Source organism: Micromonospora sp. MA102, from assembly GCF_025460765.1.
Taxonomy (GTDB): Bacteria; Actinomycetota; Actinomycetes; order Mycobacteriales; family Micromonosporaceae; genus Micromonospora; species Micromonospora halotolerans.
Genome location: NZ_JAMWEG010000006.1, coordinates 304,789 through 329,431, shown reverse-complemented (window position 1 = coordinate 329,431; position 24,643 = coordinate 304,789). Strand labels below are relative to the sequence as shown.

At 73.5% G+C, this 24,643-nt stretch carries 25 protein-coding genes; 10 read left to right on the top strand and 15 right to left on the bottom strand.

Translation table 11 applies throughout. The features are described 5' to 3' along the window. Window positions 1-72: 72 nt before the first annotated feature. On the bottom strand, window positions 73-273 hold the full coding sequence (locus NFX44_RS15425; protein WP_262284233.1) for a DUF5999 family protein: 201 nt from the start codon (window positions 271-273) through the stop codon (window positions 73-75). A gap of 123 nt (window positions 274-396) precedes the next feature. On the opposite strand from NFX44_RS15425, the gene NFX44_RS15420 reads away from it, so the two are divergent. Continuing rightward, complete coding sequence (locus NFX44_RS15420; RefSeq protein WP_262284232.1) at window positions 397-1,590, top strand: chorismate-binding protein; 1,194 nt, start codon at window positions 397-399, stop codon at window positions 1,588-1,590. Window positions 1,591-1,596: 6 nt separating this feature from the next. Here the strand turns inward: NFX44_RS15420 and pip are convergent, their stop codons facing one another. Beyond that, a complete protein-coding gene (gene pip, locus NFX44_RS15415) occupies window positions 1,597-2,544 on the bottom strand; it encodes a prolyl aminopeptidase (RefSeq protein WP_262284231.1) in 948 nt (315 codons plus the stop codon). 51 nt (window positions 2,545-2,595) lie between these two features. Here pip and NFX44_RS15410 point away from each other — a divergent pair, with 51 nt between their 5' ends. Beyond that, window positions 2,596-3,087 carry a MarR family winged helix-turn-helix transcriptional regulator gene (locus NFX44_RS15410; protein ID WP_262284230.1) on the top strand — a complete coding sequence of 164 codons (492 nt, stop codon included), beginning with the start codon at window positions 2,596-2,598 and terminating at the stop codon, window positions 3,085-3,087. 16 nt (window positions 3,088-3,103) lie between these two features. Here NFX44_RS15410 and NFX44_RS15405 read toward each other — a convergent pair whose 3' ends face one another. After that, window positions 3,104-3,934, bottom strand: a complete 831-nt coding sequence (locus tag NFX44_RS15405; protein ID WP_262284229.1) for an ABC transporter permease — start codon at window positions 3,932-3,934, stop codon at window positions 3,104-3,106. After that, the gene (locus NFX44_RS15400) at window positions 3,931-4,890 is read right to left on the bottom strand and encodes an ATP-binding cassette domain-containing protein (RefSeq protein WP_262284228.1); all 960 of its coding nucleotides are present in this window, start codon (window positions 4,888-4,890) and stop codon (window positions 3,931-3,933) included. The genes NFX44_RS15405 and NFX44_RS15400 overlap by 4 nt, the downstream gene beginning before the upstream one ends. A gap of 70 nt (window positions 4,891-4,960) precedes the next feature. On the opposite strand from NFX44_RS15400, the gene NFX44_RS15395 reads away from it, so the two are divergent. Together NFX44_RS15395 and def are read left to right on the top strand one after the other, a co-directional pair. Next, window positions 4,961-5,749 carry a TetR/AcrR family transcriptional regulator gene (locus tag NFX44_RS15395; RefSeq protein ID WP_262284227.1) on the top strand — a complete coding sequence of 263 codons (789 nt, stop codon included), beginning with the start codon at window positions 4,961-4,963 and terminating at the stop codon, window positions 5,747-5,749. Window positions 5,750-5,759: 10 nt separating this feature from the next. Continuing rightward, window positions 5,760-6,269, top strand: a complete 510-nt coding sequence (gene def, locus NFX44_RS15390) for a peptide deformylase (protein ID WP_262284226.1) — start codon at window positions 5,760-5,762, stop codon at window positions 6,267-6,269. A gap of 59 nt (window positions 6,270-6,328) precedes the next feature. On the opposite strand, the gene NFX44_RS15385 is transcribed toward def, so the two are convergent. The 3 genes from NFX44_RS15385 to NFX44_RS15375 form a co-directional block, all read right to left on the bottom strand. Continuing rightward, on the bottom strand, window positions 6,329-7,903 hold the full coding sequence (locus NFX44_RS15385; RefSeq protein WP_262284225.1) for a VWA domain-containing protein: 1,575 nt from the start codon (window positions 7,901-7,903) through the stop codon (window positions 6,329-6,331). 159 nt (window positions 7,904-8,062) lie between these two features. Next, window positions 8,063-8,836, bottom strand: coding sequence for a GNAT family N-acetyltransferase (locus NFX44_RS15380; RefSeq protein ID WP_262284224.1), 774 nt, complete (start codon window positions 8,834-8,836; stop codon window positions 8,063-8,065). Window positions 8,837-8,868: 32 nt separating this feature from the next. After that, on the bottom strand, window positions 8,869-9,642 hold the full coding sequence (locus NFX44_RS15375; RefSeq protein ID WP_262284223.1) for a TSUP family transporter: 774 nt from the start codon (window positions 9,640-9,642) through the stop codon (window positions 8,869-8,871). 185 nt (window positions 9,643-9,827) lie between these two features. On the opposite strand from NFX44_RS15375, the gene NFX44_RS15370 reads away from it, so the two are divergent. Further along, entirely contained in the window at window positions 9,828-10,607 is a 780-nt protein-coding gene (locus NFX44_RS15370) for an endonuclease/exonuclease/phosphatase family protein (protein ID WP_262284222.1), read from the top strand. 12 nt (window positions 10,608-10,619) lie between these two features. Here the strand turns inward: NFX44_RS15370 and NFX44_RS15365 are convergent, their stop codons facing one another. The 3 genes from NFX44_RS15365 to NFX44_RS15355 form a co-directional block, all read right to left on the bottom strand. Further along, complete coding sequence (locus tag NFX44_RS15365) at window positions 10,620-11,501, bottom strand: bifunctional 5,10-methylenetetrahydrofolate dehydrogenase/5,10-methenyltetrahydrofolate cyclohydrolase (RefSeq protein ID WP_262284221.1); 882 nt, start codon at window positions 11,499-11,501, stop codon at window positions 10,620-10,622. A gap of 93 nt (window positions 11,502-11,594) precedes the next feature. Next, the gene (locus NFX44_RS15360) at window positions 11,595-12,620 is read right to left on the bottom strand and encodes a hypothetical protein (RefSeq protein ID WP_262284296.1); all 1,026 of its coding nucleotides are present in this window, start codon (window positions 12,618-12,620) and stop codon (window positions 11,595-11,597) included. Between the two features lie 38 nt (window positions 12,621-12,658). Then, a complete protein-coding gene (locus tag NFX44_RS15355) occupies window positions 12,659-13,267 on the bottom strand; it encodes a TetR/AcrR family transcriptional regulator (protein ID WP_262284220.1) in 609 nt (202 codons plus the stop codon). Window positions 13,268-13,339: 72 nt separating this feature from the next. Between NFX44_RS15355 and NFX44_RS15350 the strand changes: the two genes are divergently transcribed. Next, the gene (locus NFX44_RS15350; protein ID WP_262284219.1) at window positions 13,340-14,161 is read left to right on the top strand and encodes a class I SAM-dependent methyltransferase; all 822 of its coding nucleotides are present in this window, start codon (window positions 13,340-13,342) and stop codon (window positions 14,159-14,161) included. Window positions 14,162-14,170: 9 nt separating this feature from the next. Here NFX44_RS15350 and NFX44_RS15345 read toward each other — a convergent pair whose 3' ends face one another. Then, window positions 14,171-15,169 (bottom strand): tyrosine-type recombinase/integrase, encoded by a 999-nt coding sequence (locus tag NFX44_RS15345; RefSeq protein ID WP_262284218.1) that lies wholly within the window; start codon window positions 15,167-15,169, stop codon window positions 14,171-14,173. A gap of 96 nt (window positions 15,170-15,265) precedes the next feature. Here NFX44_RS15345 and NFX44_RS15340 point away from each other — a divergent pair, with 96 nt between their 5' ends. Together NFX44_RS15340 and NFX44_RS15335 are read left to right on the top strand one after the other, a co-directional pair. Further along, window positions 15,266-16,135, top strand: coding sequence for an aminoglycoside phosphotransferase family protein (locus NFX44_RS15340; protein ID WP_262284217.1), 870 nt, complete (start codon window positions 15,266-15,268; stop codon window positions 16,133-16,135). A gap of 205 nt (window positions 16,136-16,340) precedes the next feature. After that, complete coding sequence (locus tag NFX44_RS15335) at window positions 16,341-17,564, top strand: neutral zinc metallopeptidase (protein WP_262284216.1); 1,224 nt, start codon at window positions 16,341-16,343, stop codon at window positions 17,562-17,564. 71 nt (window positions 17,565-17,635) lie between these two features. Here the strand turns inward: NFX44_RS15335 and NFX44_RS15330 are convergent, their stop codons facing one another. Together NFX44_RS15330 and NFX44_RS15325 are read right to left on the bottom strand one after the other, a co-directional pair. Continuing rightward, on the bottom strand, window positions 17,636-18,598 hold the full coding sequence (locus NFX44_RS15330) for a helix-turn-helix domain-containing protein (protein ID WP_262284215.1): 963 nt from the start codon (window positions 18,596-18,598) through the stop codon (window positions 17,636-17,638). Between the two features lie 73 nt (window positions 18,599-18,671). Continuing rightward, the gene (locus NFX44_RS15325) at window positions 18,672-19,097 is read right to left on the bottom strand and encodes a nuclear transport factor 2 family protein (protein ID WP_262284214.1); all 426 of its coding nucleotides are present in this window, start codon (window positions 19,095-19,097) and stop codon (window positions 18,672-18,674) included. Window positions 19,098-19,286: 189 nt separating this feature from the next. Between NFX44_RS15325 and NFX44_RS15320 the strand changes: the two genes are divergently transcribed. After that, a complete protein-coding gene (locus NFX44_RS15320; RefSeq protein WP_262284213.1) occupies window positions 19,287-20,516 on the top strand; it encodes a hypothetical protein in 1,230 nt (409 codons plus the stop codon). Window positions 20,517-20,581: 65 nt separating this feature from the next. On the opposite strand, the gene NFX44_RS15315 is transcribed toward NFX44_RS15320, so the two are convergent. Beyond that, window positions 20,582-21,496 carry an RNA polymerase sigma-70 factor gene (locus tag NFX44_RS15315; protein ID WP_262284295.1) on the bottom strand — a complete coding sequence of 305 codons (915 nt, stop codon included), beginning with the start codon at window positions 21,494-21,496 and terminating at the stop codon, window positions 20,582-20,584. Between the two features lie 167 nt (window positions 21,497-21,663). Here NFX44_RS15315 and NFX44_RS15310 point away from each other — a divergent pair, with 167 nt between their 5' ends. Next, entirely contained in the window at window positions 21,664-22,149 is a 486-nt protein-coding gene (locus NFX44_RS15310; RefSeq protein ID WP_262284212.1) for a carboxymuconolactone decarboxylase family protein, read from the top strand. A gap of 91 nt (window positions 22,150-22,240) precedes the next feature. On the opposite strand, the gene NFX44_RS15305 is transcribed toward NFX44_RS15310, so the two are convergent. Next, entirely contained in the window at window positions 22,241-24,631 is a 2,391-nt protein-coding gene (locus NFX44_RS15305; RefSeq protein ID WP_262284211.1) for an excinuclease ABC subunit UvrA, read from the bottom strand. Window positions 24,632-24,643 lie beyond the last annotated feature (12 nt).

Here is a 24,643-nt window from a genome sequence, read left to right as displayed (position 1 = left end):
GCAGTGCCGCCGCCCCGGCCGGCGCGTCGACCGGTCGGTCGGCGCGTACGCTCCCTGACGGAGCGTGATCGGTCAGGCGACGAGGGCGTGCCGGGCGGGGCCGCGGTGGGGGGCGATGGTGCTGCCGTCGGGAAGCAGCTCACCGGTGTCCTCGAAGACGATGACACCGTTGCAGAGCAGGCTCCAGCCCTGCTCAGGGAAGCAGGCGATGACGCGAGCGGCTTCGCGATCGGTCGCCTCGGCGGAGGGGCAGTGGGGTAGGTGCTGGCACATCGGGTTCTCCGGACTGTGGGGGCACTGTGTCATGGTTCACATGACCAGTGACGCACAGTACCAAGCGGAAGCGCGCGCTATCGAGCAAGGATGCGTCTTGTTCACCCGAAATCGGCTGAACGGATGAGTGCGAACCGGCCGGACGGCGTGGAAGCGCTCCCAAAGATGGGGGTCGACGTGCCGGGAGCCCCGCCGGAATGCCGCGACCGGCTCGTGGAACGGGCCCGGCTGGAATGGTGGCTCGCCGACGGCGGCGACCCGGCCGCGCTGGCCGAGGACTTCCTGGCCGCGCACGGTGTGGCCCTGTCCGACCTGGCCCGGCCGGCCACGCACGACCCGCACGGAACCTGCGGCGCGGCCCTGTTCCTGTCCGCCGCGGCCGGGGCCCGCGCCGCCGGCGGCGCGGCGGGCGCGCCCACGCCGGTGCCGGCGCTGCCGGACCTGGCGGTGGTGGTCTACGGCCACGCCGACCGGCCCGCCCCGCCGACCCGCCCCGGACCCGGCGGCTGGTGGCTGGGCCCCTGGCGGGACAGCTGGACCTCCGCCGCGCACGCCGAGGCCGTGACGGCGGTCCGGGCGGCCATCGGGCGCGGCGACGTCTACCAGGTCAACGTCGTGGGTCACGCCGCCGCCGGGTACGCCGGTGACCCGCTGCCCGCCCTCGCGCGGCTGGGCGCGCTGCCCGGCGCCCGCTACGGCGGCACCCTGTCCGGGCTCGGCTGGGCGATCGGCTGCGCCTCCCCGGAGACCCTCGTCGCGGTGGAACACGGCCGCCTGGTCACCCGGCCGATCAAGGGCACCCGCCCGGCCACCCCGGCCGGCCGCCGGGAGCTGCTCGCCTCGGCCAAGGAACGCGCCGAGCACGTCATGATCGTCGACCTGGAACGCAACGACCTGGCCCGGGTGGCCCGCACCGGCTCGGTGCGGGTCGACGAGCTGTTCGCCGTACGCCGGTGGTGCGACCTGTGGCAGGCCGAGTCGACGGTGTCCGCGGCGCCCGCCGACGGGCTCGGCCTGGCCGGCCTGCTGCGCGCGGTGTGCCCCGGCGGGTCGGTGACCGGCGCCCCGAAGCTCGCCGCGCTCGACGAGATCGCCGCCCTGGAGCCGGTCGGCCGTGGCGCGAGCATGGGCGCGTTCGGCTGGGTCGGGCCGGGCCGCGTCGACCTGGGGTTGACCATCCGCACCGCCGCCGCGGACGCCGAACGGCTGCACCTGTGGGCCGGCGGTGGCATCACCTGGGACAGCGACCCGGCCGCCGAGGTCGCCGAGGCCGCCGCGAAGGCTGCCCCGGTCCGCGCGCTGCTCGCCGCCGCCTGATCCGTCTCAGGCGCGGGCGAAGGCGTCCAGGGCGGCCACCACCCGCTCGCCCACGCCGTGGCCGCTGCCGTGGCCGCCGGACTCGACGATCTCCAGCCGGGCGTCGGGCCATGCCTGGGCGAGCTGCCAGGCGATGTCCGGCGGGCCGCTGACGTCCAGGCGGCCCTGCACCAGCACGCCCGGGATGCCGGCCAGCTTGCCGGCGTCGCGCAGCAGCTGCCCGTCAGGCAGGAACCCCAGGTTGCTGAAGTAGTGGGTGACCAGCCGGGTGAAGCCGGCCCGGAACACCGGGTCGGCGTAGCGGGGGCTGGGCTTGAACCCGCCGGCCAGGGAGACGTGCACGTCCTCCCAGGCGCACCAGTCCCGGGCGGCCCGGTCGCGCACCCGCGGGTCCGGGTCGTTCACGAGCCGGGCGTACGCGGCGGACAGGTCCCCGTCGCGCTCGGCCGCCGGCACGCCGTCGCGGAACGGGGCCCACTCCTCGGGGAAGATCCGGCCCATGTCCCGGGTCACCCAGTCGATCTCCCGGCGGGTGTTGGCGACCACGCTGAACAGCACCAGCGCGGTGACCCGCTCCGGGTGGCGCTGGGCGTACGCCAGGGACAGCGAGGAGCCCCAGGAGGCGCCGCAGAGCAGCCACCGGTCGACGCCCAGGTGCGCGCGCAGCCGTTCCATGTCGGCCAGCAGGTGCGCGGTGGTGTTGACCGACAGGTCGGTGGCCGGGTCGCTGGCGGGCGGGGTGCTGCGGCCGCAGCCGCGCTGGTCGAACAGGATGATCCGGTAGGCGGCCGGGTCGAACAGCTGCCGCCAGGAGGCGCCCGCGCCGGAGCCGGGGCCGCCGTGCACCACGAGGGCCGGGCGGCCGTCGGGGTTGCCGCAGGTCTCCCAGTGGATCCGCTGGCCGTCGCCCACGTCGAGCTGGCCCTGCGCGTACGGCTCGATCGGTGGATACATCGGGTTCCCCTCCCACGGCCCGGATACAACAGCACTGTTACATTAGCGGACGTGACCGCCATCCCCGACCGCGAGGCCCTCGGCACCCTGCTGCGCCACGTCCTCGACCTGCTCGACGGTGACGTGGCCGCCGTCTACGCCGGCCTCGACCTGGCCGACTACCGGCCGCGCTTCTCACCGCTGGTGCGGGTGCTCGTCGCCGACGGTCCCCTCGCGATCCGCGACCTGGCGGCCCGGGTCGGCGTCACCCACTCCGCGGCCAGCCAGACCGTCGCCCAGATGGCCCGCGCCGGGCTGGTCGTCCTGGCTCCCGGCGCGGACGCCCGGCAGCGCATCGTCACCCTCGCCGACCGGGCGCGCGCCCTGCTGCCGGCGATCGAGGCCGAGTGGGCGGCCACCACCACCGCCATGCGGGGGCTCGACGCCGAGCTGCCCGTACCCCTGGCCAACGAGCTGTATGCGGTGCTCGCGGCGCTGCGGCGCCGCCCGCTGCGCGACCGGATCGCCGACACCGGCCTGGCGCCGGCCCGACCGCCGGCCTGAGCCGGGCCCGCCGGCCTCAGCGGCCCAGGCGTTGCCAGCGGCGCACGGACAGCGGCAGGAACACGGCGACCAGCAGCAGCGGCCAGAGCACCGCGAGGGCCACCGCGTGCTCGGCGGGCCAGGAGCCGGCGCCCCAGCCGGGGTTGCCGAACAGGTCCCGGGTGGCCGCGACGGTGGCCGACAGCGGGTTCCACGCGGCGACCGCGGCGAGCCACCCCGGCATGGTGGCCGGGGCGACGAACGCGTTGGAGGCGAATCCCAGCGGCCAGACCAGGATCTGCAGGACGGCGACCGTCTCGGGGCGGCGCAGCAGCAGTGCCAGGTACACCCCGAGCCAGATCATCGCGAAGCGCAGGAGCAGCAGCAGCGCCACCGCGGCCAGCGCCGCGAGGGGGCCCCGGTGCGGCTGCCAGCCGACGAGGGCGCCGCAGCCGAGCACCACCGCGAGGGCCACCGCGGAATGCAGCAGGTCGGCCACGGCCCGGCCGGTGACCACCGCGGCGCGGCTCATCGGCAACGACCGGAACCGGTCGGTCACGCCCCGGGCGGTGTCCACCGCCACGGCCGTGTACGTGGTTTCCACGCCGAAGAGCATGGTCATGGCCACCATGCCGGGCAGCAGGAACTCCCGGTAGTCGGCGCCGTCGGACGGCGTCCCGCCCCCGCCGGCGGGCAGTGCCATGGCGCCGCCGAACAGGTAGCCGAACATCAGCAGCAGCAGGACGGGAAACAGCAGGCCGAACAGCACCTCGCCGGGGCGGCGCGCCCAGTGGGCGAGGGTCCGGCGGGTCAGGACGGCGGTGTCGGCGGCGGCCCAGCGGGCCCGGGACAGCGGCAGGACGGTCACGCCGGCACCTCCGTGCGCGAGTCGGTGAGGCGCAGGAACACCTCGTCGAGGGTGGGGCGGCGCACCGCCACGTCGCCGGCGCGAAGGCCGGCGGCCTCCACGGCGCGCAGCACCGCGGCGAGCGCGGCGACCCGGTCGGTGACCGGGACGCTGAGCCGCAGCGCGGCGCGGTCGACGGTGGGCGGCACACCGGTGGCGGCGGTGACCGCCGCGGCGGCCGTGGCCAGGTCGTCGGGGTGGTCGAGCACCACGTCGATCCGGTCGCCGCCGAGGGTCGACTTCAACTCCTCCGGGGTGCCGGCCGCGGTCACCCGCCCGTGGTGGAGCACCCGCACGCTGTCGGCGAGCCGGTCGGCCTCCTCCAGGTACTGGGTGGTCAGCAGGACGGTGGTGCCGGCGCGGACCAGGCCGCGTACGGCGTCCCAGACGTCGCTGCGGGCGCGCGGGTCCAGGCCGGTGGTGGGTTCGTCGAGGAACAGCACCGGGGGGTCGACGATCAGCGCGGCGGCCAGGTCGAGTCGGCGGCGCATCCCGCCGGACCAGCCGGCCACCGGGCGGTGGGCGGCGCCGGCCAGGTCGAAGCGGTCCAGCAGTTCGTCGGCGCGGGCCGCCGCGCGGGCCGGGGTGAGGTGGTACAGCCGGCCGAACAGCACCAGGTTCTGCCGGCCGCCGAGGATCTCGTCGACCGCCGCGTGCTGGCCGACGAGGCCCAGGTGCGCGCGGGCCCGGCCGGCCTGCCGCCGCACGTCGAAGCCGGCCACCCGGGCCGCCCCGGAGTCGGCGCGCAGCAGGGTGGTGAGGATGCGCACGAGGGTGCTCTTGCCGGCCCCGTTCACCCCGAGCACCGCGCAGACCGTGCCCGCGGGCACCGTCAGGTCGACGCCGTCCAGGGCGACCTCCTCGCCGTACCGCTTGCGCAGGCCCTCCGCCTCGATCGCCGGTCCGTCCCGTCGCATGGTCCCTCCGCTCCTCGTCCGGTACGGCGTACCGTACACCATACGACAAGAGGGTCGGTACAGTCGGCGAGTGACCACCGAGTACAGCGGCACCGGGGACCCGGCGCGCAGCCTCGCCCTGCTCTGGCGTACCCGGGAGAAGGTCAGCCGCAAGGGCGGCGACCTCTCCGTGGAGCGGATCGTGCGCGCGGCCATCGAGGTCGCCGACGCCGAGGGGCTGGCCGCGCTGTCGATGCGCCGCGTCGCCGAGCGGCTCGGGGTGGGCACCATGACCCTCTACACGCACGTGCCCGGCAAGGGCGAACTGCTCGACGTCATGCTCGACACCGTCTACGGCGAGACCGCCCGCCCCGAGCAGGTCCCGGGCGGCTGGCGGGGCCGGCTGGCGCAGATCGCCCGGGAGAACTTCGCCCTCTACCTGCGCCACCCGTGGCTGCTGCAGGTCGCCACCACCCGCCCGCCGCTGGGCCCGAACCTGATCGCCAAGTACGAGTACGAACTGCGCGCCGTCGACGGCATCGGCCTGACCGACCTGGAGATGGACGCCGTGATCACCCTGGTCACCGGCTACGTCCACGGCGCCGCCCGCCCCGCCGTGGAGGCCGCCCAGGCCACCCGGCACACCGGGATGACCGAGCAGCAGTGGTGGCACGCGCACGCCCCGTACCTGGAGAAGGTCCTCGACCCGAACCGGTTCCCCCTCGCCGCCCGGATCGGCACCACCGCCGGGCAGGAGTACCAGGCCACCGGCGACCCGGCCCTTGCCTTCGAGTTCGGGCTGGCCCGCCTGCTCGACGGCGTCGAGGTCCTGGTCCGCGACCGGGCGGGTACCGCACCCGCCGGGGTAACGGGCGGCTAGCCTTCCGGGCATGACTATGCGCCCGATCCGGATCATCGGCGACCCCGTGCTGCGCACGCCGTCCGAGCCGGTGACCAGTTTCGACGCCGACCTGCGCGCGCTCGTGCAGGACCTCATGGACACGCTGCTCGGCGCGCCCGGCCGGGCCGGCGTGGCGGCCCCGCAGATCGGGGTCAACGCGCAGGTGTTCGTCTACGACGCCGACGGGCACCGCGGCCACCTCGTCAACCCCACCCTGGAGCTGTCCGAGGAGCGCCAGGACGACGACGAGGGCTGCCTGTCCATCCCCGGGCTGTACTTCCCGACCCAGCGGGCCATGCACGCCACCGCCCGCGGCTTCGACCAGCACGGCCAGCCGCTCACCATCGCCGGCAGCGGATTCCTGGCCCGCGCCCTGCAGCACGAGACCGACCACCTGCACGGCCGCCTGTACGTGGACACGCTGCGCGGCGACGCCCGCCGCCGGGCGCTGCGGGAGATCCGCGCCGGCCGGTTCGACTCGCCCAGCCGGGGCCGCTGACCGCGAGGTGCGGGGGTGGCCGGCACGCCGGCCACCCCCGCACGTTCGGTCGCGACGGGTCACTTCGGCGGCGGGGCCACCAGACAGGTCGCGGTCGAGGTGTTACCGGAGTCGTCCACGCCGGTGATGATCGCGTCGCCGCGCAGCGTCACCTTGTAGTCGATGTCGCCGGTGCCGTCCTTGACCCGGGACTGCGCGCCCGGCGCCTGCACCAGCTTGATCTTCGTGCCGGCCGGGAACGGGCCGAAGCGCACCGACGGGTCGGCGGCGTCGGCGATGTAGACCTGGACCGCCGTGTCGACGATGTCCGTCGAGGTCAGCTGGTAGAACCCGTCCGGGTTGTACGAGCCGGGGATGGTGCCGCCGCTCGGGTTGTTGGTCGGCACGCACTGCGTGGTCGGCGCCGTGGTGTCGACCACCCGCATCACCGCGGTGTCGCTGCCGGTGTTGCCGGCGGCGTCGGTGGCGGTGCAGGTGACCGTGGTGGCGCCCAGCGGGAAGGTGCTGCCGGGCGGCGGCGCGCAGGTCGGGGTGAGCGGGCCGTCGACGTTGTCGGTGGCGCTCGCCGGGTAGTTGATCACCGCGCCGGCGGGGCTGGTCGCCTCCACGGTCCGGTCGTCGACGACCACGGTCGGCGGGGTCACGTCGTTGACCGTCACCGTGATGTGCTCGACGAACGCCGGCCCCCCGGAGAGGCCGTTGAGCAGGAAGTCCACCGTGCAGTGCAGGGTGGCGCCCTGCGGGGCGTCGCCGGCGACCGTGATGGTCTCGGCGAACGGCACGTCGGTGCCGCTCTGCTGGGTCCTCGACGGCGCGTCGAAGCCCACCGACAGGCCCGCGTCGCAGGCCATCTGCGGGGTGACGGTCACGTCGAGGTCCCGCAGCCCGGACAGGATCGCCGCGGTGACCGTGTCCGGGGCGCTGCCGACCACCTGCCCGCCGGTGGCGGCCGCCACGTCGGTGGCCTGGCCGGACGCGTCCAGGCCGCCGCCACCGCCGGTGACGTCGACCGCCAGCACGCGGGCGTCGTCGGCCAGCAGCGCGGCGGTCGCCTGCGCCAGGGTGTGCCCGGCGCTCGGGTCGTGGCTGGGCGCGTCGCCGACCAGCACCACGATCCGGCTGCTGCCCGAGCGGTAGGCGATGCCCCCGTCGGAGACCTGGAACAGCCCGTTCACCCACGCCTCCGGGACGTCCCCGCCGCCCCCCGCGGCCAGACCGTCCACGGCGTCCTGCAGCGCGGTGGCGTCGGCCGTGAGGTTCTGCCGGACCCGGAAGAGCTCCGCGCCGTCGCCCTCGTCCCGGTAGGAGGCCACCGCGAACTGCGCGCTGGGCTGCGCCCCCCGCACGTTGGTGATCACCTGCTGCAGGTTGGTGCGGACGTTCGCGATCGCCGGGCCCATGCTGCCGGTCGTGTCGACCAGCAGCACCACGTCCGGGTTCGGTGGGATCGGCGGCGTCGAGACCACCTTGCTGATCGGGATCGTCGCGCCGGGATCGGCGGACCGGTCCACGGTGGCCGGGTCGACGCCGGGCGCCGCCCAGGCGGGCGTGGCCACCACGGTGACCAACGCGGTCACCGCGGCGGCCACCGTCACCGCCGTTCTTCGCCCCCGGGGCACTGTCGTGAAACCCATCGTGTCTCCTTCAGCTCCGCCGCGCCCGCCCCGGGCGCGGCCTCGAAGGCAGACGCTAGGGGCTGGGCCGCGCCGGGCCGGTCAGACACAAGCCCAGGTCAGGGTCGGGTTGTTGACCCGGCGTGGCGGCTGGACAGCACAGACTGAGCGGTCAGCCGGTCACGGAAGGCGGCGCAGCGCGCACTCGGTGAAATCGGCCACCCGGGTGAAGCCGAGCCGCGCGTAGAGGCGCACCGCCGCGGCGTTGTCCGCCTGGACGTTGAGCGTGACGTGGTCGACGGTGGCCCGCAGCCCCGCGCACACCGCGGCCACCGCCGCCCCGGCCAGCCCCCGCCCCCGCGCGTCCGGGTGGGTGGTCACGTTGCCCAGCGCCGCCACCCGCCACTTCGGGGACCACACGTGCACCCCGGCCACCGCGACGAGGCGGCCGCCCTCCCGCACCCCGACGTACCGGCCGGTGTCCAGCATCCGCGGGTCGAACCAGTTGCCCGGGTACGCGGCCGCGTACAACTCCCGCAGCTCCGGCAGGTCGGCGCGGCCCAGCGGCTCCCCGGCCGGGGCCACCGCGGCCAGCCGCGCCGGGTCGGTCAACGCCATCCGGTGGTGCGCGGCGGCGTCGGACACCGCGTACCAGCGGGACAGGGTGGCGGCCAGGCCGGGGGAGAGGTGCGCCCACAGCCGGGCCGGCAGCACCGGCGCCGCCTCGGCCAGCAGCGCCGCCAGGTCCCCGGCGCGCTCCGGCGGCGCGAACGCCAGCAGCGTGGGCAGCTCGACACCGTGGTATAGCAGCACCACCTCGTCACCCCGCCGGAACCACGACGTGTACGGCCAGAAGAAGTCGTCCAGGTCGCCCAACTGGTACGCGTGCAACACCGGATCCCGGTCCAGCAGCTCGGCGAGGACGGCACGGTCGTGTTCGGCGCGGACAGCCACCCGCCGATGATCACACGCCGCCGGTCAGCGCCTCACGCCGCCACCCACTGGTCGTAGCCCAGCTTGCCCACCAGCGCCAGCACCACCACCAGCAGCACCACCCGCACGAAACCCGACCCGCGCCGCAACGCCATCCGCGCGCCCACCGCCGCCCCGGCGACGTTGCACACCGCCATCGCCGCGCCCAGCAGCCACCACACGTGCCCGGTCGCCGCGAACACCACAAGCGCCCCCAGGTTCGTGCCCGCGTTGACCACCTTCGCCATCGCCGAGGCGTGCACGAAATCCGCCCCGACCAGCGCGGTGAACGCCACCACCAGGAACGTCCCCGTGCCCGGGCCGATCAACCCGTCGTACAGGGCGATGCCCAGACCCGCCACCGCCACCGCCGTGGCCACCCGCACCGGCGTGCGCCGCGCCGGATACGACACCACCCCCAGCCGCGGCCGGGTCAACACGAACACCGCCACCGACACCAGCACCGCCAGCACCACCGGCCGGTACGCCCCCGCCGGCACCGCACCCGCCAGCGCCGCGCCCACCCCGGCCGTCACCACCGCCAACCCGGCCGCCGGACCCGCCACCGCCCAGTCCAGCTTCGTGCGCCGCGCGTACGTCACCGCCGCCGTCGACGTGCCGAAGATCGCGGCCAGCTTGTTCGTGCCCAACGCCGTCGCCACCGGCACCCCCGGCGCGCCCAGCAGCAACGCCGGCAACAGCAACAGGCCACCGCCGCCCACCACGGCGTCCACCCAGCCCGCCAGAGCGGCCGCGGTCAACAGGGTCGTCAGCGACACAGGATCCACGGGCCGCCATTCTGCCCACCCCGGCACCGCGGCGGGCGGGCGTGTGGCCAGCCTCACCGCAGCTCAACGCCCCCGCAGCCGCCGCAGCCACAACCCCAACGACGCCACCGTCACGAACACCAGCATCGAACACAGCAACGCCTTCAGCACCGGGCAAGCCTGCCACGCGGACGTAGGGTGTGCAGGTGCGCCTGGCCACCTTCAACCTGCTGCACGGCCGGTCCCTCACCGACGGGCTCGTCGACCCCGACCGGCTCGCCGCCGCCGTCACCGCACTCGACGCCGACGTCCTCGCCCTGCAGGAGGTCGACCGCGACCAGACCCGCAGCGGCCGCCTCGACCTCACCGCCATCGCCGCCCGCGCCCTCGACGCCCCCGAACACCGCTTCGCCGCCGCCGTCGTCGGCACCCCCGGCGAACAGTTCCGCCCGCTGACCCACGACGACGACGGCCACGGCGAACCCCTCTACGGCGTCGGCCTCGTCAGCCGCCACCCGGTCCGCTCCTGGCAGGTCACCCGACTGCGACCCGCCCCCGTCCGCTCACCGATCTACGTCCCCGGCCCCGGCGGCGGGCTCGTGCTGCTCCGCGACGAACCCCGCGTCGTCCTCGCCGCCGTCCTCGACACCCCGCACGGGCCGCTCACCGTCGCCGCCACCCACCTGTCCTTCGTGCCCGGCTGGAACATGCTGCAACTGCGCCGCGTCGTGCGCGCCCTCCGCGCGCTGCCCGCCCCGCGGATCCTCCTCGGCGACCTCAACCTGCCCGCCGGACCCGCCGCGCTGCTGACCCGCTGGCGACCCCTGGGCCGCCGGTCCACCTACCCGGCCGGTCAACCCCGGGTGCAGCTCGACCACATCCTCGCCGACCGGCGCGGCCTGCACCGGCTGCCCCCGGTCACCGCCGTGCACACCCCGCTGTCCACCATCTCCGACCACCGGCCGCTCATCGTCGACCTCGGCTGACCCGCCGGGCCGTCAGCCCAGCCCGGACGCCCGCTCCGCCGCGCGCACCGCGTTGCGGAACAACATCGCCACCGTCGTCGGACCCACCCCGCCGACCCGCGGCGTGATCGCCCCCGCCACCTCGGCACACGACTCGTCCACGTCCGGCAGCAACCGCCGCCCCTCGTACCGCACCCCGCCGCCGACCACCACACCACCCGGACGCACATGCTCCGGCTGGATGATCCCCGGCACCCCGGCCGCCGCCACCAGGATGTCCGCCCGCCGCGTGTACCGCGGCCAGTCCGGCACACCCGTGTGCACCACCGTCACCGCCGCGTTCGCCGTCGGCCGCTTCTGCGCCAGCAACATCGCCAACGGCCGGCCCAGCGTGGCGCCCCGACCCAGGATCACCACCTCCCGGCCCGCCACCGGCACCCCGTGGAACGCCAGCAACGCCTCGATCCCCGCCGGCGTGCACGGCAACGGACCCGGCAACCCCAACGCCAACCGGCCCATGTTCACCGGATGCATCCCGTCCACGTCCTTGTCCGGGTCCAGCTCCGCCAGAGCCCGGTCATAGTCCAGGTGACCCGGAATCGGATACTGCACCAGCACCCCGTGCACGGCCTTGTCCGCGTTGAAATCCGCCAGCACCGCGTGCAGATCCGCCTGCGACGCCGACGCCCGCAGATGCACGTGCGGCGACACGAAACCCAGCTCCGCCGCCTGCCGCTGCTTGATCCGGATGTAACCCGCGCTCGCGTCGTCGTCGCCCACCAGCACCGTCGCCAACGCCGGCGTCACCCCCGCCGCGCGCAACGCCACCACCGACTCGGCGACCTCCGCCAACACCTGCGCCGCCACCGGCGCACCCGGCAGCAACCGTGCCGTCGTCGTACCCGAAGAAGACATGCCGCACCCCGCCCACGGAGGCCCAGGCGGTCGACCCCCGCGCCGAGCTCCCCGATGGTTGCCCATCCCCGTGCCGCCAGTCGCGTTCACCCCTCAGCCTGCCACAGCCCGCTCCACGACCGCATCCGCCACCGCCTGCCACCGCGGCAACGACCCCAGCAGCGCCGCCGCCCGCCGCCGCCGCTCCGCCACCGACGCCACCCGAAGATCCGCCAACGCCGCCTCGAACGCCGGGCGCAACACCCGCTCCCGCTCCGGCGCGTCCACCGCCAGCACCGCGTGACACCGCCCGTACGTCACCACCACCCAGAACATCGCCTCCCGGTGCGCGCCCGCCGCCACCAGCTCCGCGCTCCCGTCCAGCACCACCGGCCGCCCCGCCGCCGACAGGTCCGCCACGAACGGAAACGGGGTACGCGCCACCCGCGCCGCCTCGTCGAACGTCACCGCCAACCCCGCCAGGTGCTCCCGCACCCGGCCCGGACCCACCCCACCGCCGTCCAACGACGCCAGCAACTCCTCGTACCGGTCGGCGAACCCGTACCCGGCCAGCACCTCCCGCGCCCGCAGGTACCGCCGCCGCACCGTCGGATCCCGCAACCCCGCCACCGCCGGCAGCACCGCCAGCAGCGACGTCGGGAACACCCACCCCAGCACCTGGTCGTGCAGCGGCGCGCGCCCGTCCAGCCGCGCCAACCCGCCCTCGATCCGCCGCCGCACCCCGGCACACCGGCGACGCACCCACACCGGATCCGCGAACCCGGCCGCCACCCGGTCCCGGATCACCGCCAGCCGGCCCGACGGGTCCGCGATCACCGTGTCCGTGCGGAACATCGGCGCGAACACCCACGACCCCAGCACCTCCTCAGGCGACCCCAGCTCCGCCCACGTCAGCGCCGAGACCTCCAGGAGCACCCCGCCGTGGCGGAACTTGCCCACCTTCGCCGCCGGGGCGTCCCGCACCAGCAGCACGTCGACATCCGAGGACGCCGGCAGTTCCGCCCCGTCCGGCAGACCCACCGTCGACCCGCTGAAGAACGCGCCCCCGATCGACGGGTCCCGGCGCATCGCCTCCCGCACCCACCCGGCCGCCACCGCCCGCCCCGTACCCACCCGCATCCCGTCGGCGGGGACTGCCGCGGTGGTTTCGCTACCCGTCAAGCTCGGCGTGGCCGCTGTGGCAGGACGCCCGCGAGCACCGTGGTCACGAGCTTGTTGACGGTTGCCGTGGTCGGCGGGCCCGGGTCGCGGTCGGCGAACAGGAGATGCCCGCCTCCGACCAGGGAGAGGGTGAGGGAGTCGACGTCGGCATCGGCCACGATGCGGCCCATCTCGCGCTCATCAGCCAGGTAGGCGGAGACCGCGGTCGTGACCTGGGCGAGGATCGCCACGCCGCCTCCGGGCATGGCTTGCCGCAGCCGGGCGCGCAGCTCGTCCCGGAAGGTGATGAGCGGGATGATCGCCACCGGAACCGGTCCGAACAGGGTGGTCAGCGCGCCGGTGAGGTTGCCGGCCACCGTGCCGGTGCCGGCGGCCTCGCGGAGCGCATGCGCTTGGCTGTCGAGCTGTGCGGCCCGGTCGAGCACCAGCTCGGCGAGGAAGGCGTCGAAGTCGGTGAAGTGCCGGTGCAGGACGCCCTTCGCGCAGCCCGCCTCGTCGGTGACGGCGCGGCTGGTCAGCCCGTTCGGGCCAGCGCGCAGCAGCACGCGTTCGGCGGCGTCGAACAGCTGCCGCCGCGCGTCGCGAAGGTGCGTCCCGGTTGGCACTGCCAGATCCTCTCGCATGCCCGGCGCCGGGCATCCGTTACCCAGTGGGCATGCGCCCACTATAGTGGGCGCATGCCCACGAAGCCGCGGGAGCAACCAGAATCGGCGCAGCCACACCAGGCTCGGCAGACGGCCGAATCGTTCGGCACGGACGCGCAACGCTACGACCAAGCCCGACCCGGCTACCCCGACGGCCTGGTGGCGCGGATCGTCGCCGGCAGCCCCGGGCCTGACCTGCTCGACGTCGGCTGCGGCACCGGCATCGCGGCCCGCCAGTTCCAGGCCGCCGGCTGCGCCGTGCTCGGCATCGAGCCGGATGCACGGATGGCCGACCTCGCGCAGGCCCGCGGCCTGCAGGTCGAGGTGGCGACCTTCGAAGCCTGGGAGCCCGCCGGCCGAATGTTCGACGCCTTGATCGCCGCCCAGTCGTGGCACTGGGTGGATCCCGCCGTCGGCGCCGCGAAGGCAGCCCAGGTGCTGCGCCCGAACGGGCGTCTGGCGATCTTCGGCCACGTATTCGAACCACCCGCCGAGGTGGCCGAGCCCTTTGCCGCGGCCTACCGGCGGGTGGCGCCCGACTCCCCGTTCAGCAACCAGCCAGCGCAACGTCCACTGCAGACATACCGAGCGGGGTACGCGCAGATCGCCGACAGGATCCGCGAGACGGAGCGGTTCAACGACCTGGAGCAGTGGCAGTTCGACTGGAAGCAGTCCTACACCCGCGACCAATGGCTGAACCTGCTTCCCACCACCGGCGGCCTCACCCGGCTTCGTCCCGACCAGCTGACCGAGATACTGGGCGCGGTGGGGGACGCCATTGACGCACTGGGTGGCCGCTTCACGATGCACTACACCACTCTCGCGACCACCGCCGTCCGCGCCGGCACCCCCTGATCCGCTCGATCAGCCGCCACGCACCAGCTTCGCCAGCGCCTGGTTGGTCCGGTTGGACCGCACCGCCGCGCGCTGCTGACCCGCCGTCACCTCGATGTACGTCTGCGACGACGCCAACGACGCGTGCCCCAGCAACCGCATGATCTCCGCCGCGCTCGCCCCGTCCTCCGCCAACCGCGTCGCGAACGTGTGCCGCAACGCGTGCAACCGCGCGCCCCGCGGCACCCGGTCACCGATGCCCGCCCGCCGGTAACACGACTCCACCAGGTACTGCAGGCCGCCCCGGCGCAGCGGCTCACCCCGCCGGTCCACCAGCAGCGGCGCGTCCGGCCGGACACTGCGCGCCCCGAACCGCCGCCGCCGGCTGTCCAGGTAGTCCGCCAGCACCCCGTCCACGCCCGCCTCGATCGGCACCGTCCGCGGCCGGCCGCCCTTGCCTGCCACGTCCACCCGGCGCTCACCGTCCCGGCCGGCCACCGACGCCACCCGCAGCGCCAGCAGCTCCGACAGCCGCAGGCCCGCGCAGAGCGCCAGCGCCAGCACCGCCAGGTCCCGCTCCGGCCACGGGTCGCGCTGCCGGCCGTCCTCCCGGGCCACCGCGGCCAGCAGCTCCTCCGGGGTGTTCTCGCCCCGCAGCGGCTTGGGCTGGGGGAGCGGGGTCCGGGGACGCCCCACGGCGGGCATCGGGTTTCCGGGTACGACACCCTCGGCCACCAGGAACGTGAAGAAGCTGTTCCAGGTGGACCAGGCACGGTGGACCGACGCGGCGGCGCGGGGAGCGGCGAAGCGGGCGAACGCCGCGCGCATGACCCGGGGGGACAGGGCGGTGACCGGGAGTCGGTCGAGGGGGAGGGGAGTGGTGCCGTCCTCGGCTGCCACGAGGCCCGACACGGTGGTGAGGTCCCTCCGGTATGCGGCCAGGGTGTGCGGGGAGGGCTTGCGGGTGGCCCGGGCGGTCAGGAACTCCTCGATCAACCGGCCTACCGGTTCGTCCGGTTTGTCATGCATAAGGCATATTATGCATGATTTTCGCGTTCCCGCCAGTGCCCGGCGCAGGGGAGCGACCCGGGAAATTCACTTGTCGCGGGCACCCAGACTGGCTCAGTGGTGGACATCGACGAACAACTCGTACGCCGGCTCGTCGCCGCGCAGTTTCCGCACTGGGCGCACCTGCCGGTCACGGCGGTGGACCGGCAGGGGTGGGACAACCGGACGTTCCGCCTCGGGGACGGCCTCGTCGTGCGGCTGCCCAGCGCCGAGGGCTACGTGCCGGGCGTCGCCAAGGAGGACCGCTGCCTGCCGGCGCTGGCCCGCCACCTGCCGTTGCCCGTGCCCGAACCGCTCGCCACCGGCCGGCCCGGCGCCGGCTACCCGTACCCCTGGTCGGTGCGGCGCTGGCTGCCCGGCGAGACGGTGGAGGCCGCCGCGCAGGTCGACCGGCCGGGCCTGGCGCGTGACCTCGGGGCGTTCCTGACCGCGCTGCGGCGGGCGCCGTCGGCCGGCGGCCCGGTGGCCGGTAGGCACTCGAGCTTCCGGGGCTGCCATCCGAGCGTCTACGGCGACGAGGTGGAGGACGCTCTGGACGTGCTGCGGGGGCGGGTGGACACGGCGGCCTGCCGGGACGTCTGGGCGCGGGCCCTGGTGTCGGCGTGGCAGGGGCCGCCGGTCTGGTTCCACGGGGATGTCGCCGTCGGCAACCTGCTCGTCTCCGGTGGGCGGCTGGCCGCGGTCATCGACTTCGGCACCTGCGGCGTCGGGGATCCGGCCTGCGACCTGGTGCCGGCGTGGACCTGGTTCGCCGGTCCCGAGCGGCAACTGTTCCGGGAGGCGGCCGGCCTGCCCGACGACGCGTGGCGGCGCGCCCGCGGCTGGGCGCTGTGGAAGGCGCTCATCCAGCTGGCGGGTCCGGGCCGCCGGCACGAGGAGCAGGTGCAGGTCCTGGCGTCGGTCCTCGCCGATCCGGTGGTGGACTGACGCCGGGGAGGCCCCGGAACCTGTCTACTTTACATAATGTGCATTATCGACTTTAGCGTTGCGGCAGCGTGCGCGGCTGGATTCGGCCATGGCGACTTCCCGCCACCTGAGGGCCCTGTCGTTTCCTCAAGCCGGATCCGATGCTGACTGCACCGGAGCCCTCCGCCCGCGGACGGCTCCCGGCCGAACAACCCAGGGAGCGTGCATGAGGAAGAGCGCCCTTCGGCTGGTCACCGCAGTCTCCGCCATGGCCCTCATCGTGGGACCTGGACTGCCGGCCACCGCGGCGGAACCCGCCCTCGCGACGACCGCGTCGCAGACCTACACCTACGACCTCGCCACCGGCACCACGAGCGACCCGGTGACCCAGGCGAAGATCGACAGGATCGCCGCGCAGCTGCCGGCGGACTGGCGTGCCCGGCTCGCCGCCGTGCGGGCGGCGTCCGGCGTCGAGCCCTCCGGCCTGCGGAACGCCATCGCGGCAGCCATCGACCCCGGCGACTACGAGTGCGGCGACACCGCGTTCAGCGCCTGGGTGGACCAGATGATCGGCGGCATCGACATCGGCACGCTGTTCGTCCTGGTCATCTTCGGCGTCCTCGACTACCCGACCTACGACGCGGTCCTGTACGGCTCGTCGGCGGACCAGACCGACTACGGCCTGCCCGCGGAGTACCAGAACTCGATGTCGCGGGCCTTCCAGGCCGCGCAGAAGTTCTGGGACGTCCCGCTCGGCGACGTCGACTTCTTCGCCATGCAGAACGACATGCTGCAGGATCCGGAGCGGGTCGCCCGCATGGTCACGCTCTTCCTGGGCCTGACCGGTGACGACGCGCGCAGCATCGCCGAGCAGCTCGTCGACATCATCAACTCCGACCCGGGCCTGGCCGGCGGCAACAGCCCGCTGTTCACCCTCAACGCCTTCGCGTTCAGCGCGGCGGACGAGACCGGGCCGCCCTTCGCGGGCCTGCCCGACAAGATGGTCTTCGGCGAGGGCATGTTCACCGCGCTGGAGGTGCTGGGCATCAGCGACGCCGGCCCGCGCGCGGTGCTCGGTCACGAGATGGCCCACCACGTCCAGTACGAGGCCGGCCTGTTCGACAGCCCGCTCACCGGTCCCGAGGCCACCCGCCGCACCGAGCTGATGGCCGACGCCTTCGGCACCTACTTCGTCACCCACGCGCGTGGTCTGGCCCTGAACGACCGCCGGGTCCTGGAGGCGGAGCAGGCCTTCTACGAGGTGGGCGACTGCTCGTTCACCGCGGACGGCCACCACGGCACCCCGAACCAGCGGCTCCGGGCCTCGACCTGGGGTGCGGAGCTGGCCGACGGCGCCCAGAAGCAGGGTCACATCCTGCCGACGGCCACCCTCGACGTGAGGTTCGAGCAGCAGCTGCCGGTGTTCGTCGCGCCGGACGCGAACGGGTGATCCGACGCGGCTGAAGCCGGGCCGGCTGTCCCCCGTGGATGGCCGGCCCGGTTTTGCGACCGGCGGCGGTTTCAGAGCCAGCCGCGGCGTGCTGCCTGCACGCCCAGCTGGAACCGGCTGCGGGCGCCGAGCGACTTCTGCAGGGCGGCGATCCTCCTGGTGACCGTACGCTCGCTGACTCCCAGCTCCCGGGCGATCGACTCGTCGGTGAGGCCCGCGCCGAGCAGGGTGAGCAGGTGCCGGTTCGACTCGCTGGGGCCACCGTCGGGCGCGCCGTCCAGGGGTATGGCGGAGATGGGCACGCCGAGTGCCCAGAACGATTCGAAGACGCCGATCATGGCGTCGAGGAAGCCGCCGCCGAGTATCACCAGCCCGTGCAGGCGCTCGGCGCCGGGCATGGGCGCGGTGAGCACCGCCCACCGGCTGTCGGCGATGATGAGGTTGCAGGGGACGTTCGGGAAGACCCGGGCGGACTCCCCCGCCGAGATCGCCTGCTGGACGAGCGCCATCGCCGTGGGCTGCCGCAGGATGTGCGTGCTGTAGACCACACGGTAGGTGACGCCGCGGTGCATCGCCTCGGCGGACCCGGGCGCCTGCGCGAGCTGGGGTGCGCCGTCGCCGACGGGCCCGACGGACAGTGCCATGACCTGGGTGCGGACCTCGCGGTGCAGTTTTTCCTGGGCCGCGACCGTGCTGTCGGTGGTGGTGAGCACCTCCAGGTAGTCGGGCAGGGGTGACTGCTCCGCCCACAGCCGCCCCAGGGCCTCGGAGCCCTGGCGGGCGGCCGCGGCGGCTCGCAGGTGTTGTTCGGCGAGGACCTCGAGGGTGAGCCGGGGCGGCAGGGGGACCCACCTGTCCCCGTCGGGCTCCACGAGGCCGAGGCCGGCCAGCTCGTCGAGGGCGTCGTCGACAGCGGTCACGTCGATGCCGAGCCGTGCGGCGAGTTTCTCGCGGTGTGGAGGACCTCCCTGCAGGAGGGCAAGGTAGGCGCGTTCGGTCAGGTCGGACATTCCGAGGTCGCGCAGTGCACCCACAACAGGGTGTCTATCACGGTCTCTGGCTGGGCGGATGCCCCGCGGTTCCGGCTCGACCGGCCTCGGGCCGCCGTCAGGGCTGGAGGTCGACCACTCCCTTGCCGGTGCGGATGTCGAGCGGTACGGAGACCTGGTCGTGCGCGATCAGCCAGGTTCCGTCGATCTTCTGGAAGCAGAAGGTGGCCCGGACCCACATCCCGTTCGTCGCGGTCCCGTCGTGCAGTGTGCCGCTGAGCCGGCCGAACGCGTGTCCGAATGCGACGTCGTCGCCGACGGTCAGGGTCAGGTCTCGGACCTCGTAGGACACGGTGTCGAAGAACGCGAAGACGTTCGCCCAGTTCTTGAGTTTGGCGTCGATCCCAACGTGTTGCAGTGGCGGTTCGACGTCGAAGGACACCACGTCGGTCGTGTAGAGCCTTCGCAGGGCCTCGAGGTCCTTGTTCCGCAGTCCTTCGACGATCGCGTCGATCTGCTGCCGGATGCTGGTTTCGTCCGCCATGTTCTCCTGCCTCTCCTTGGGATGAAATGCTGCCGTGCCCGGCCGTGTTCAGCGGCTCAGGCTGACTTCCCGCTCCATGTGCGACAGCTTGCAGGTGCCGCCGACACGGGCACGCCGGGGCTACCGAACCCGGCCGGTTGCCGATAGTGTCCACGGATCGCACCGTCCGTTCATCCGGAGGGCTCCGTCATGAGGTTCGGACTTCCGTGGCTGCCCCGAACGGTGGCCACCGTGCTGCTTCTTCTGGGAGGGGTCGGCGCGCCCGGCGCGTCCGCCTCGGCGGCGCCGGCGGGTACGGACGTCACCGTCGACCTGGCCGGCGGGACGATTCCGCTGGGGGTCACGAAGAAGACGCTTCACCTGAAGATCAGCAACCGGGGCGATGCGACCCCGACCCGGGTCGTCGTCCGGGTCGACGCGTCGGAGCTGGATGATTCGAGTTTCCGAATCATGCTCTGGCCGACCGGCGGGCTGGGTGAGTGCGACGGGGACTTCTCCGGCTGGTACTGCGACCTGCTGCCGGATCAGCTTCCGGGGCCGGGCGAGACGGTGGAGCTTCCCGTTCTCGCCACCGTCCAGACCGCAGAGCCCTTCGCGGGCCGGATCAAGGTGACGGTCGAGGTCGAACCGGTCGACACGAATCCGGCCGACAACACGAAGTGGTTCCCGATCGAGGTGGTGGATCAGGCCGAAGCCGACCTTTCGGTGGTCGCGCCGGACGTGATGCAGTCGGTGCGGATCGCTGCCGACGGCAGCCTCACATCCACCGGGACGTTGAATCCGGGCGAGACGGGCGCGGTGCGTTACACGATCGCCAACCAGGGGCGGAAGCCGGTGGATGGCGTCAAGGTCGAGCTGCGCCTGCCCACGGGTGCCACGTTCACCAGGCCGCCGGGTGAGTGCGTCCTCGGTGACGCCGGGCGTGCGGCGGTCTGCACCTACGACCGGCTGGCCCTCGTGCCTGTCGACCAGGACACCGACCCGAACGACCAGCGCCACTCCGCCGTCGAGCTGTACCACCTGGTGACAGTCTCGGCCGCCACGAAGGCGCCGGTCACGTTGCGAGACGGGACCGTCCGGGTCGAGGGTCTGAGCGACGCTCAATCGGACCGTTCCGGCCCGGCGCGGAGCGCGCTTCCCGCGAACGCCGTCGCGGTACGGGCGGTCGATGTGGACGACAGCGACAACCAGGACGGGTTCGCCGTCGTGGTGGTCGCGAACAGCAACGGCGGAGGAAGCGGCGGCGACCCCGGTGACGGTGGTGGCGCGGGTGGTGGTGGTGGCGGCGCCGGCGGTGGTGGCGGCAGCTTGCCGATCACCGGGTCCCGGGCCGGGCTGACCGCCGGGACCGGCCTCGCCCTGCTGGTGGGTGGCGGCGTGCTGCTGCTCCTCACCCGACGGCGCCGCGCCATCCGGTGACCCTCGACGGGTGACCGGTGTCGGCGGTGCGCAACTGACGGAACTGGTGGTCACGGCAGGCGCGTTCATCGGCTGAGGCTGACCTCTCGCTCCATGTGTGAGAGCTTGTGCGGATTGCGTACGGCGTAGAGCCCGGTGACGAGCCCGTCGTCGATGCGTACGGCCAGGACGGCTTCGATCTCGTCGCCCTGCTCCATGATCAGCGCCGGGAAGCCGTTGACCTGTGCCGGTCGCAGCGACATCAGCTCGGCGATCCGGCCCAGCCCGGCGGCCAGGAGCCGGGCCACCTTGTCGGCGCCGACGACGGGCCGCGGGACGGCCTGGCGGACTCCCCCGCCGTCGCCCAGGAAGACGACGTCCGGGGCGAGGATGTCGAGCAGGCCCTGCAGGTCGCCCGTCTCGGTGGCCCGCTGGAACGCCGCGAGCGCGTCGCGGCTCTCGGCGGCGGACACGGACCCGCGGGGCCGGCGCGCCGCGACGTGTTCCCGGGCCCGGTGGGCGATCTGGCGGACCGCCGACGGGCTCTTGTCGACGGCTTCGGCGATCTCGTCGTAGCCGAGGTCGAACACCTCGCGCAGCACGAACACGGCCCGTTCGGTGGGCGTGAGCGTCTCCAGCACCAGCAGCATCGCCATGGAGACGCTGTCGGCCAGCTCGACGTCCTCGGCCACGTCGGGCGTGGTGAGCAGCGGCTCGGGCAGCCACGGGCCGACGTAGGACTCCTTGCGGCGGCCGAGCGTGCGCAGCCGCGCGAGCGCCTGGCGGGTGGTGATGCGGACCAGGTACGCGCGGTGTTCGCGCACCGTGTCGAGGTCGACGCCCACCCAGCGCAGCCAGGTCTCCTGGAGGACGTCCTCGGCGTCGGCGGCCGAGCCGAGCATCTCGTAGGCGACGGTGAACAGCAGGTTGCGGTGGGTGAGGAACACCTCGGTGGCGGGGTCCGGGCGGTCGTCGGGTGCGCTCTGCGCCGTGCCGGCCATGGGTGGCTCCTGTTCGGTGTCGATGGTGTCCCCCATCAGATGCCGGGCCGGGCCGTCGTGTGACACCGGGACGGGTGTGCGGTGCGTCACGTGGCCGCCCTGTCACGGGGACGGGCCGCCCGGCATCTCATGGTCGTCCGATGCGACACCACGAGGGAGGCCGAGCCATGGATGCTCGATTCGACATGTTCGCCAACGAGATCGCCGTGAAGTTCGCCAAGCGGTTCGCCAACGCCGCAATGGTGATCCACCAGTCGCCGCTGCCGAGTTCCACGCAGGAGCTGGTGTCGCTGCGCGCCAGCCAGATCAACGGCTGTGGATGGTGCATCGACATGCACACCAAGGAGGCGGCGGCCGCCGGTGAGACGGCCGTCCGGCTCAACCTGGTGGCCGCGTGGCGGGAGTCCACCGTGTTCACCGAGGCCGAGCGGGCGGCACTGGCGCTCGCCGAGGAGGGCACCCGGCTCGCCGACGCCCACCAGGGGGTGTCGGACGAGACGTGGGAGGCGGTGCGCAAGCACTACGACGACGACCAGATCGCCGCGCTGGTGGCACTGGTCTCGCTGATCAACGCGGCCAACCGGATGGCCGTGATCGTGCACCAGCGGGGCGGTTCGTACGAGCCGGGCATGTTCGCCGCCGCGTTGGGCTGAGCGCCTGGCGGGTGCCGGGCCCGCCGGGGGTGCTCCCCCGGCGGGCCCGGGCATCGGGGCGGGGGGCCGTTCCGTCCCGATGCCGCCGCGCTCAGGCGCCGACGTAGGCCGCCAGGTGTTGTCCGGTGAGGGTGGAGCGGGCCGCGACGAGGTCGGCGGGGGTGCCCTCGAAGACGATCCGGCCGCCGTCGTGGCCGGCGCCGGGGCCCAGGTCGACGATCCAGTCGGCGTGCGCCATGACGGCCTGGTGGTGCTCGATGACGATGACCGACTTGCCGGATTCGACGAGCCGGTCGAGCAGGGCGAGCAGGTGTTCGACGTCGGCGAGGTGCAGGCCGGTGGTCGGCTCGTCGAGGACGTAGACGCCGCCGCTGTCGGCCATGCGGGTGGCCAGCTTGAGGCGCTGGCGCTCGCCGCCGGACAGGGTGGTGAGCGGCTGGCCGAGGGTGAGGTAGCCGAGGCCGACGTCGGCGAGCCGGCCGAGGATCTTGTGGGCGGCCGGGGTGCGGGCGTCGCCGGCGCCGAAGAACTGCTCGGCCTCGGTGACGGACATGGCGAGCACCTCGCTGATGTCGCGGCCGCCGAAGCGGTATTCCAGCACCGACGCCTGGAACCGCTTGCCCTCGCACTCCTCGCAGGTGGTGGCGACGCCGGCCATCATGGCCAGGTCGGTGTAGATGACGCCGGCGCCGTTGCAGGTGGGGCAGGCGCCCTCGGAGTTGGCGCTGAACAGCGCCGGCTTCACACCGTTGGCCTTGGCGAAGGCCTTGCGGATCGGGTCGAGCAGCCCGGTGTAGGTGGCCGGGTTGCTGCGCCGGGAGCCGCGGATGGCGCCCTGGTCGACCGTCACCACCCCGTCGCGCCCGGACACCGAGCCGTGGATGAGGGAGCTCTTGCCGGAGCCGGCCACGCCGGTGACGACGACGAGCACGCCGAGCGGGATGTCGACGTCCACGTTCTGGAGGTTGTGGGTGTTGGCGCCGCGGACCTGCAGCGCCCCGGAGGGGGTGCGTACGGCGGGCTTGAGGTGGGCCCGGTCGTCGAGGTGCCGCCCGGTGAGGGTGCCGCTGGCCCGCAGTCCCGCGAGGGTGCCCTGGAAGACGACCTCACCGCCGGCGGTGCCGGCGCCGGGGCCGAGGTCGACGACGTGGTCGGCGATGGCGATCGTCTCGGGCTTGTGCTCGACGACGAGGACGGTGTTGCCCTTGTTGCGCAGTTGCAGCAGCAGGTCGTTCATCCGCTGGATGTCGTGCGGGTGCAGCCCGATGGTGGGTTCGTCGAAGACGTAGGTGACGTCGGTGAGCGAGGAGCCGAGGTGGCGGATCATCTTGGTGCGCTGTGCCTCGCCGCCGGACAGCGTGCCGGACGGCCGGCTGAGGGAGAGGTAGCCGAGCCCGATCTCGACGAAGGAGTCGAGGGTGTGCTGCAGCTTCGCCAGCAGCGGCGCCACCGACGGCTCGTCGAGGTCGCGTACCCAGGCGGCGAGGTCGCTGATCTGCATCGCGCACGCGTCGGCGATGCTGATGCCGCTGATCTTCGACGAGCGGGCGGCCTCGCTGAGCCGGGTGCCGTCGCAGTCGGGGCAGGTGGTGAACGTGACGACCCGTTCCACGAAGGCGCGGATGTGCGGCTGCATCGAGTCGACGTCCTTGGACAGCATCGACTTCTGGATCTTCGGGATCAGGCCCTCGTACGTGAGGTTGATGCCCTCGACCTTGATCTTGACCGGCTCCTTGTAGAGCAGGTCGTGCAGCTCCCGCTTGGTGAACTTGCGGATGGGCTTGTCCGGGTCGAAGAAGCCGCAGCCGCTGAAGATGCGGCCGTACCAGCCGTCCATGCTGTAGCCGGGGATGGTGAGCGCACCCTCGTTGAGCGACTTGCTGTCGTCGTACAGCTGGGTCAGGTCGAAGTCGGTGACCGAGCCCGTGCCCTCGCAGCGGGGGCACATGCCGCCGGTGATGCTGAAGCTGCGCCGCTCCTTGGTGGTCTGGCCGCCGCGTTCGAGGGTGACGGCGCCCGCGCCGCTGATGGAGGCGACGTTGAAGGAGAACGCCTGGGCCGAGCCGATGTGGGGCTGCCCGAGGCGGCTGAAGAGGATGCGCAGCATGGCGTTGGCGTCGGTGACGGTGCCGACGGTGGAGCGGGGGTTGCCGCCCATCCGCTCCTGGTCGACGATGATCGCGGTGGTCAGCCCGTCGAGGACGTCGACCTCGGGCCGCGCGAGGGTCGGCATGAAGCCCTGCAGGAAGGCGCTGTAGGTCTCGTTGATCAGCCGCTGCGACTCGGCGGCGATGGTGCCGAACACCAGGGAACTCTTGCCGGAGCCGGAGACGCCGGTGAACACGGTCAGCCGGCGCTTCGGGATCTCGATGCTGACGTCCTTGAGGTTGTTCTCGCGGGCGCCCTGCACGCGGATCAGCTCATGGGTGTCGGCGACGTGCTGCGCGGGTGACGGGGTGTCCGTCCTCGTGGCCGTGCTCATCGTGTCTCCATC